We start from the raw sequence: 7,133 nt of genomic DNA, 5'->3' as shown, positions 1-7,133 counted from the left end.
AAGCAGCTGCTGGCCGCACTCGCCGCCCTGGGCATCGACGTTCCCGACGACCTGGGCTGGAGCAGCCATGACGCCGAGCTGCGCCTCGCCGCTCTGTGGGCGCTGCTCTGGCGCTCTGCGGGCGCCGGCTACGAGGAATCCGTCGCTGGCCCCGGCCACGCCCGCGCCTACTTCACCGGCCCCTGGGAGTGGCCCCTGGCCGAGGACCAGGCCCGCCGCGCCTGGTTCGAACTCGGCTTCGTCGGCGACCGGCTGGATTCCCTCACCATGACCGTGCCGCCCTGGTCGGTCGGACTTCCCCACGAGGATGCTCCCGACGACCCCACGGCAGCGACCAACGGATGGGCGTACGCCGCGAGCACCGCCGTCAGCCTCGCACGGGCCCTTCTCGGTCCACTGCGGTGGATGTCGTCCGAGTGGGCCCCAGCCGCCATCTCTCAGGCTGACTACGGGGTGCGCCGCCTCCAGGCCATCCTCGAGGAACTCGGCGACGCCACCGCACACCCCCGGTGCGAGCACTGCGGCGGCCTCCAACGCATGGTTGCCGCTGTCCCCGAGTGCCGGGACTGCTTCGTCTCCGAGCCAGCCACCAATACCGGGGGCGGCGAGTAGACGGCAGCCAGCGGGCGGGGCCCTCTGCGCCGGTTGCCTCCAGGCAATCGCAGTGGCGTGTGCCGTACTTCCGGTTGCCCATAGGCAACTCGGGCCGACGAGCTCCTCTCCGACAGCGCCCGGGGGACAGCGGACTGGCGCCTCGGCGTCCCGCATCCACAGGCCAGGTCGCTTTTCATACAGTCATGAGCAACGACAACACCGCAGCGCGGGGCCTGCTGCGCGACAAGATCCTCGATGGCCTGCGACGCGCGGAGCGCACCCTGTTCACCCGTCCCGCGCCGAAATCCGCGTGGGCCCGGATGAAATTTCTTCGCACGCGCGAGGGCTCCTCGAAGTCCCTGGCGGAGCGCCTGGGCGTCTCCCGCAAGACGGTGGACCGCTACCTCTCCGGAGTCACGAAGAAGCCGCAGAAGCGCCTCCAGGCCGCCCTGGAGCAGGAGACCGAGGCGGAGTGGCAACCGCAGGTCAAAGCGCAGGCGAGGCAGCGCGCGGCCAGCTCGGCGGGGCTCGTCATCTCCATCACCGCCTACTTCGGGTTCGGTTCGGAAGGCTCTGACGCGGGCCGGATGAGGGACATCCAGGTCGCTGTATCGCCCTCCCACGCCGCCGCGATCCTCGCCGCCAGGGACACCGGCGCGACGGACAGCGAGCTGCACGACGCCGTCGCCGAGGCCATAGCGGACGCCTATTTCCGCGTCGAAGGTGGCGGACGTGCGGGCCTGAAGGTCCGAATCGAGGCGGTCGAGCGGTTGGACATTGCGTTTTAGCCACGAAGAATTCGCCCCTGCTATAAACCTGGAGTGACAGCCCGCCGTCGTGTACTCGGGCGGCGGGCTCCCTTTTCGTTTCCGTGGTGAAAGCGAGAGCCCTGATGAGCACGACCGATGGCTGGCGACGACCGCGCCGCGTCCCCGAAGCGCGCGCCCAAGGCCCGCGCACGCCGATCGACCCGGCGAAGGTCGGCCGGTCCTCGGTCCGGCGCCGCGCCCGGGGCATGACGCACCGCGAAGCGTTCCAAGCCCTTGCCGACGCCCAGATGGAGGCGCACCTGAACCGCCGATACGAAGAGGCGGCCGACCACAGCAGCCGCCGCGCGGCCGAGCTCGCCGAGTGGGAGCGCATCGCGCAGCTCGTCTTCAGGGCCGGCGGTCCGTACGACCCTGATGACGACGTCGTCGTCCAGGAGGAACTCGCCGCCGAAGCCGCGGCCGCCGAAGCCCGGGAGGCCGAGCAGCGGGCGGCGGCCCGAGTCGCCGCCCGCGCCGACCAGCTCCAGGCGCTCCGTGAGCGGGGCACCCTCGAGCAGACCGAACCCCGGGAAGGCGACGAGGCCGCCCGCGACGAGCTCACCCGCCGCGCCGGGTCCTACGTACAGCCGGACGTCGACGCCTGGCTCGCCCACGCCCTCGCCGCCCACCGAGGCCACTACGCCGACCCGGCCGCCCGCGACGCCGCAGCCGGCCTGTTGCACCCGCCGGTCCTCGCCCACGCCGCACTGCTCGCCGCCCTCGACCAGCTCGTCCCCGGCGCCGACGTCGACCAGCTGCCCTTCGCGGCCCGGCTCGCCGCCGCCGACTCCGAGGCCGTCGGCGAGCTCGCCGCGTTCCTCACCCGCGCGCTCACCCTGGGGAGCCCGGCATGAACCACGACCAGGAGGTCGTCGCCGCCTGGGAGGAGCACAGCGCCATCGGCCACCACTACGAGGAACTGCGCGCCGACGGGACGGTCGACGCGTGGACGGAGCCTCCCTTCGGCGAGACCCGGTTCCCCGGCGAGGGCGACCCCGACCACAATCCGATCTGCTCCTGCCCTGGACAGTGGCCGCTCGCTTTCTGCCTGGAGTGCGCCGGCTGCGACAACTGTGGGCAGTGCCCGTGCAGCCGCCCGCGCCTGCTGTGAGGTTCACCCTGAGCGACAACAACACCCCTCACAGCCTGCCGCGCACCAGGCTGTGAGGTCACGGCAAAGTGCCCTCACATGTCCTATTGGACTGTGTGGTGGCAGCCTGTTTTCCCAGGCGGCCAGGATCGCGAGGGTGTTGTGAGCCGGGGTGTGTGGGTACCTGTCACGCTCACCCAGCGTCACACTCGAGGTGTCACGCTGACTGTCACGCTGGCTGTCACGCTCGCCGCGCACCCGGGCGCGATCGCATGACTTATGCCCGAATTGGGCATTTTCGAGAGGTCGCGAGAGCCCTCAGAGCCGTTTCCGGGGGCTCGGAAGATTTCAGCGTGACAGCGTGACACCTCACCGGCGACGTTCTCCCGGCGATCACACTCCGTCCCCAGCTGACCTGTGCCACCGAACCTGGACCGATTGCCATCGAAGTTGAGCCACTGCATGGTTTGTGACAGTGAAGTTGCGTCGCCGCAGGTCAGTGCGCTGCGGGAACTGTCGCCGAAGCGGTGGCCCTGCGCTCGTTCGGCTACGGAGCGACCCGCTGGACCGCCCTCCACATCGAGGGACCGTAGCCCCCGCGATCTCCCGCCGCAGTCGCGCACCCACCTTGACCTGCAGCGGCCCATCTTCGATGTCACGAACTGCGTTCGGCTCATCTTCGGTGGCAAACGCCCCATCTTCGCTGGCACAGGTCACCAGCCCGGCCGGAGCCGGCGCACTCCTGGCGGCGGGGGAGCACCCTGGAGGTGTGCGTACGAAGGACGTCGGGGTCGGCCAGACCTACCGCTGCGAGGTGCCGCACTCGCTGCCGATCGGCCGGTACCGGCCGGAGACGATGGGCGACTCGTGGTGGGCCCTGAGCTGGCTGCGCGGCACCCACTTCCCGCTAACGGTCATGGACATCGACCCGCAGGCCCGGACCGTGGAGGGCCTGCGCGTGACCTCCTCCACCCGCGTCACGGTCGACCTCACCGACGACCAGGTCCAGGCCGTCGGCTTGCCGCCCGGCCGCGGCTACCAGGTCGCGGGCATGCTCCTCGATGCCGAAGGCGAGCCGGTGGAGCTCCCCCGAGCCGTCTCCCTCACCGTCCCGATCCGCTGGCTGCACCCGACGGACACGCCGGCCTCCTCCGGTCACCACGATGCCTCCGTCCGCAGCGGCTGAACTGTCGGCGCTGAAGCTCTCCCACCCCTCCTCTACTGGCAGTAGAGTCGAAGGATGGCAGACGAAACGAGCATCAAGGTCAGCGCCGCGACACGCGACCGCCTGGCCCTGCTGGCGGCCGAGAACAACACCACGATCCGCAACCTGGTCGAGGCCCTCGCCGAGAGCCGGCCCACCCAGTCCGAGTTCGAAGAGCGCGCCGCCCAGGCCCGCGCCGAGCTCGCCTCCATCCTGGGCACGGTGCCCAGCCCCGAGGCCGAGACGAAGGCCCGCGGCCTCCTGGAGCGCCTGGGCGCGAGCCAGGACTCGGCGGCCGCGTAGTGGCGGCCATCGCCGTCGTCCTGGACCACACGGCCGCCACCGCCCTGCACGACCCCAAGGACCCGTTCAACGAAGCCGTCGCTGCCTTCTACGTCCAAGCCTCCGGCGGCCTCGGCACGCTCTACGCACCGGTGCTCTCGCTCACCGCCGGCGACACCGAGCGCCCCGGCCTGCTGGCCTACATCCACGGACTCCGGTTCATCGAGATCGAGCCGTTCGACACCGCGGCCGCGCTCGCCGCCACCGAACTGCTGCACGCCGGCTACTCCTGGGCGGCCGTCCACGCCATCCACGCCGCCCGGCCCTCCGCAGACTTCCCAGCAGGCCGCTACCTGCTGACCCTGACACCGCAGGCGTACGAGAACACCGGCATCCAGGCCGTACACCCCGGCCAGTAACCCGACGTCGCCGAGCAGCGTCCCGATCGCCTTCTGATCGGGGCGCCGCCGTGTTTGCTGCACGGTGCAGCAGAGCCGGGGGTGAGGGGCAGCGGGTGGTGCTGCTCGGGAAGCCGGAGAGCGATGACACTGCACGGCCGGTCCAGGTGGCACACGGGTGCTGCTCGGGTAGCAGGTAGTGCTGCAGAAGGCAGCAGGACGTGTAGCAAACGGTCGTTTGGGTGCTGCATTTTCGCCCGCGTGACCTGCGCGTTTCCCGCCAGCGGGAAGCGTGTGCACGGATCTGACATACGCGTCCCGTGCAGGGGACCGGGAGCCACCGGGCACCTTTCCCCTGTGGGGGAACGATGTTCACCGGGTTCCCGTCGCGCGGTCCAGCGCCCAGCCGGGAGCGGCCCTCCCCTGTTCACCCGAGGGCGTGAGAAGCGCGGTTCCACCTGCGGATTTCCCCTCCAGGGGAACGATGTATCGCACCCCGCGCACACGAAACCGGCGCTGCACCCTGAAGCCGTTGGGGGTGCAGCGCCGTGGTGGCAGAGGCCGGCCGGAGTCAGTGAACGCGCTTGAGACGGGTCGGCTTGGTGATGGGCGTGACGTTGCCCTTGGCCTTCGCCTCCGCCTTGCGCGCCTTCTCGTCCAGGTGGAGCTGGAAGCGGCGCTCGTACTCGTCCTCGAAGTCGCCGACGTCCAGCCGCATGTCCTTCGACAGAGCCTTGATAGCTCGCTGCTGCTCCCGGGGGTCGTTGAAGGCGGCGATCATCGGGTGGAGCTGGAAGCGTCCGCGGCGGACCACGGTGACGAGCCGGGCGGCGACCAGGTGGGGCATGGCCCGGCTGATCATGCCGCGCTCCATGGCGAGGCCGGCGGAGATTTCGTCGTGAGTGGCGACGACCAGGCCGCCGGGCTCCTGCTCGGTCATCATGTGCAGCAGCAGGGTGTAGGCGGTGGGAGGCAGCCGCGGCACGTACGCGAGACCGTTGAAGCTGCCCCACAGCACGTTGCGCCGCGGCGCCCATTCCTCGGCAGCGGACGTCATGACGTGGCCTTCCCTTCCCCATCCGACTCCTTGGGCACTTCTAGTTTCGCGCCGGGAGCAGCCATAGCCCGGAACGCCTCGGGCGCGTCCGGGTCCTCCAGGATCTCGCGCAGCAGGTCCAACTGCTCCACCCTGTCGCTCATACCCGCCTTGGAGCGCTTCTTCTCGCCCTTGCGCGGCTCCTTGAGCCCTCCCCGCAGCGACGCGGCCGGGTTGAGCTGGTACAGGCCCCTCTGGAGCTTCCGGAGTGCTCCGTCGGCCTCCAGCACGTTGAAGACCCGGCTGATGTGGGGGCGGCTGTACCCGAGCGCCTCTGCGACGTCCTCGTGGATGGCCTCGATCAAGCCGCCGGGCTTCTGCGATCCCATGAGGGTGAACAGCACCACGAGCACGAACCGGTCGTCGTCGTACCGGACGGCAGCCCAACGCATGAACTCCAGGCTGTCCATGGAGAACGCCTCCCCGATGAACCCCGTGCTGGAGCCCACGGGGAAGACCTGGGCAGCGTGGCCGGCGGGCAGCTCGATCGTCGAGCCGGAGGACCGGTTGTACGCGGTGGGCGGCGGCTTCGGGCGCCGCCGGCGACGGGACGGCGCGTCGGGCAGCTTCGGCGCTGCGCTGCCGTCCAGGGGCCCTGAGCTCATGGGGTCGCTGTCTCCTTGATCGTCGTGACGTCAAAACCATAGCGACGACCGTGGCAGTACTGCCACCAAAACGCGGCAGCACCGACACGAAAGTCACCCGAGCGTCAGCCCTGGGCTGACCTTCAGCTCCGGACGGTGTCGACCGGCAGCTGACACACCGCACATCGTTTCGTGGCACTACTGCCACGAAACGATGTCGTTGGGTCAGGACCTGCTGACATTCCAACCGAGTTATGTCAGTCCAGGGCTGACATAACTTCCGGAACCCGACCCCCTGACCTGCGAAAACGTGTGGCTCTTGCTCTTAGAGCGTGCGCGCGCGTGATACCGGATCTCCGCAGCGTGATCAAGCACCGCCACGCCGTGGATCTGCCCATCGGCAGCTGCGTCAGAGCCTGCCGGTCGGGCCCCGTCGTGGCGCGCGCGAAGCCTCGCGCCGCCTGGTCGGCCCCGCTCACATCACCACACATGCTCCAACTTCGCCCGGACCATTTTGGCTAATCACCCGCGAACGCCCCCACCCGCACCTTGCCGCGTTTCTTTTCCGCTCCCATTGGGGTGTCGGTATTCATCAACCTCGCCTACCGGAATCATTCTGTGAACCTCCTTTATCCGCTCAGGGGTGGCGGAATCTCATTCCAGTGTTAATCTAGCTACTAAGTTTGACGCACATTCCCCGCCTCGCCACTCGCCCTCACCCCGACCTCTGTTCGGCTCGCACCCTCCCCGACGACCCGTCACCCCCTCTCCTGTTGCTGCCGCTTGCGCCTCACTCCCTCCGGCCGGATGACTGCCCTACTGCCTGCCTGGTCTGTGCCCGTGCGGAGCGCGGGCGGTGGCTGGAGCGGAGCGGAGGCCACGGGTCGGCCGGAGGCCGGCCCCCGGGGGGCCGAAGGCGCCCCGGCTCCACTGCGGTTGGCGGGTTCGCGGAGCGGGCCCGCCAGGCGGTGAACGGAGCGAACCGCCTCCGCTCACGCGGAGCGGGAGCGGAGGGAGGGGCGGAGCCCCGACCGCTCGCTGTCCAGGGCGGAGCCCTGGGGGACCCGCTCCGCGGG

Annotated in this window: 9 protein-coding genes; 7 read left to right on the top strand and 2 right to left on the bottom strand. The window is 69.8% G+C overall.

Annotation, left to right across the window (positions count from 1 at the left end; all coding sequences use genetic code 11):
* From IE185_RS32615 to IE185_RS32585, 7 genes are all read left to right on the top strand, one after another.
* Positions 1-612: hypothetical protein (locus tag IE185_RS32615; RefSeq protein WP_189716543.1), on the top strand; the 612-nt coding region annotated here is incomplete at its 5' end.
* Positions 613-797: 185 nt separating this feature from the next.
* On the top strand, positions 798-1,382 hold the full coding sequence (tpg, locus tag IE185_RS32610; RefSeq protein ID WP_138895000.1) for a telomere-protecting terminal protein Tpg: 585 nt from the start codon (positions 798-800) through the stop codon (positions 1,380-1,382).
* Positions 1,383-1,486: 104 nt separating this feature from the next.
* Positions 1,487-2,257 (top strand): hypothetical protein, encoded by a 771-nt coding sequence (locus IE185_RS32605; protein WP_229843851.1) that lies wholly within the window; start codon positions 1,487-1,489, stop codon positions 2,255-2,257.
* Complete coding sequence (locus IE185_RS32600; protein ID WP_138895001.1) at positions 2,254-2,514, top strand: hypothetical protein; 261 nt, start codon at positions 2,254-2,256, stop codon at positions 2,512-2,514. The genes IE185_RS32605 and IE185_RS32600 overlap by 4 nt, the downstream gene beginning before the upstream one ends.
* A gap of 748 nt (positions 2,515-3,262) precedes the next feature.
* Positions 3,263-3,679: a hypothetical protein gene (locus IE185_RS32595; protein WP_138895002.1), complete on the top strand. Its 417-nt coding sequence runs from the start codon at positions 3,263-3,265 to the stop codon at positions 3,677-3,679.
* Positions 3,680-3,733: 54 nt separating this feature from the next.
* Entirely contained in the window at positions 3,734-4,000 is a 267-nt protein-coding gene (locus tag IE185_RS32590; RefSeq protein ID WP_138895003.1) for a hypothetical protein, read from the top strand.
* Positions 4,000-4,398, top strand: coding sequence for a PIN domain-containing protein (locus IE185_RS32585; RefSeq protein ID WP_138895004.1), 399 nt, complete (start codon positions 4,000-4,002; stop codon positions 4,396-4,398). The genes IE185_RS32590 and IE185_RS32585 overlap by 1 nt, the downstream gene beginning before the upstream one ends.
* Before the next feature lie 550 nt (positions 4,399-4,948).
* On the opposite strand, the gene IE185_RS32580 is transcribed toward IE185_RS32585, so the two are convergent.
* A complete protein-coding gene (locus IE185_RS32580) occupies positions 4,949-5,434 on the bottom strand; it encodes a hypothetical protein (protein ID WP_138895005.1) in 486 nt (161 codons plus the stop codon).
* Positions 5,431-6,078: a helix-turn-helix domain-containing protein gene (locus IE185_RS32575; RefSeq protein ID WP_138895006.1), complete on the bottom strand. Its 648-nt coding sequence runs from the start codon at positions 6,076-6,078 to the stop codon at positions 5,431-5,433. The genes IE185_RS32580 and IE185_RS32575 overlap by 4 nt, the downstream gene beginning before the upstream one ends.
* Positions 6,079-7,133 lie beyond the last annotated feature (1,055 nt).

Source organism: Streptomyces chryseus (assembly GCF_014650755.1).
Taxonomy (GTDB): domain Bacteria; phylum Actinomycetota; class Actinomycetes; order Streptomycetales; family Streptomycetaceae; genus Streptomyces; species Streptomyces chryseus.
Note: the sequence above shows the minus strand (reverse complement) of the source record. Positions and strands in the feature narration are given on the sequence as shown.